The organism is Streptomyces sp. NPDC004658, from assembly GCF_040609555.1.
In the GTDB taxonomy this organism is placed as follows: Bacteria; Actinomycetota; Actinomycetes; order Streptomycetales; family Streptomycetaceae; genus Streptomyces.
This window is the reverse complement of the sequence record NZ_JBEXKG010000399.1, coordinates 1-1,314: the sequence shown is the minus strand read 5'-3', so window position 1 is coordinate 1,314 and position 1,314 is coordinate 1. Positions and strand designations below refer to the sequence as shown.

General features: G+C 76.6%; 1 protein-coding gene and 1 pseudogene. Both read left to right on the top strand.

Annotated elements, in window-relative coordinates:
- Positions 1-95 precede the first annotated feature (95 nt).
- Complete coding sequence (locus tag ABZV94_RS41655; RefSeq protein ID WP_356350317.1) at positions 96-1,133, top strand: NB-ARC domain-containing protein; 1,038 nt, start codon at positions 96-98, stop codon at positions 1,131-1,133.
- Positions 1,130-1,314 (top strand): annotated as a pseudogene (locus ABZV94_RS41650) (DUF885 domain-containing protein); the annotation flags it as partial. The gene ABZV94_RS41655 and the pseudogene ABZV94_RS41650, both read left to right, overlap by 4 nt.

Here is a 1,314-nt window from a genome sequence, read left to right as displayed (position 1 = left end):
CGCGTGACGGGCACGCTGGAGGCCGAGTCGGGCTTCAACGACGCCCCGGTGGTCATCCTGGTCGTCGCCTTCTCCACCGCCGGCCCGGTCGAGCAGTGGTACCTGCTCCGCCGCTGGTCATCCACGGACAGACCGGGGTGGGCAAGTCCGCGCTCGCGCTGCGGCTGGCCCACGAGCTGGCCGCGGACCTGCCGGACGGGCAGTTGTACGTCTGCCTCGGCGCGGCCGCCGACGGACGCAAGGACGCGCCGGGCATCGCGGGTGGGCTGCTGCGGTCGCTCGGCATCGCACCGGAGCTCATCCCGGACGATCCCGCCCAGCGCATCGGGCTGTACCGCTCGGTGCTGTACGAGCGGCGCCTGCTGGTGGTGTTCGACGGCACGCTCCAGGAACGCCAGGTGCGCGAACTGCTCGTGGCCACGCCCCGCAGCAGGATCGTGGTCACCGCCCGGTCCCGGCTGCTCGGCCTCGACGGGGTACGGCGGCTGGCGCTGCCCGTGCTCGGCAGGGACGAGTCGATGGACCTGCTCGCGGGGATCATCGGCGCGGAGCGGCTGGCCGGCGCCCCGCGGGCCGGTCTGCTGCTCGCGGAGGCGTGCGGCGACCTGCCGCTCGCCCTCACCCTCGCCGGCCGGCGGCTGGCCGCGCGCCCGGAGGCCTTCCTCGCCGAGGCGGTCGCCGAACTCCTCGCCGCCGACGGGCTGTCCGGCCGGCTGCGGGTGGGCGACGAGAGCCTCACCGAACGCTACGAGGACGCCTACCGCCGCCTCACGCCCCGGGCCCGGCTGGTGCTGCGCCGGTTCGCGGTGACCGGGGCGGGGCCCTCCGTGGACGGCGTGTTCCGGGCGTCGGCCGGCGCCCTCGCGCACCCGCCGGAGCCGTCGCAGACGCCGCAGGAGCCGCCGGAACAGGTGGAGGACGTCCTCGAAGCCGTGGTCGACAGCGGACTGCTGGAGCGCACCGACGTCCCCGGCCAGTACGGACTGCCGCCGCTGGTACGGCGGTTCACGCTGGCCCAGGCGGCTTCCGCGGCGGACGCTCCGGAGCCCGCGTGGCACCGCCCCCGGGCCGATCACCCCGCACCGGGCGCGGCCCGACCCTTCCCAGCCCTGACACAGGAGACCTCAGCATGACCACTGCCACCCCCGTCGCCGGCCTCGCCGAGGAGGCCGTCGGCCTGATCGCCGCCGAGGACCCGCTGGACGACGCGCTCGAAGGCTGCCCGGAGACGCTCGGACGGCTCGCCGACCCGTCGCGGCAGGCGCAGGAGGCCCTGGCCGGCCAGGCAACGCGGCTGGCCGAGCGGGCCGCCCG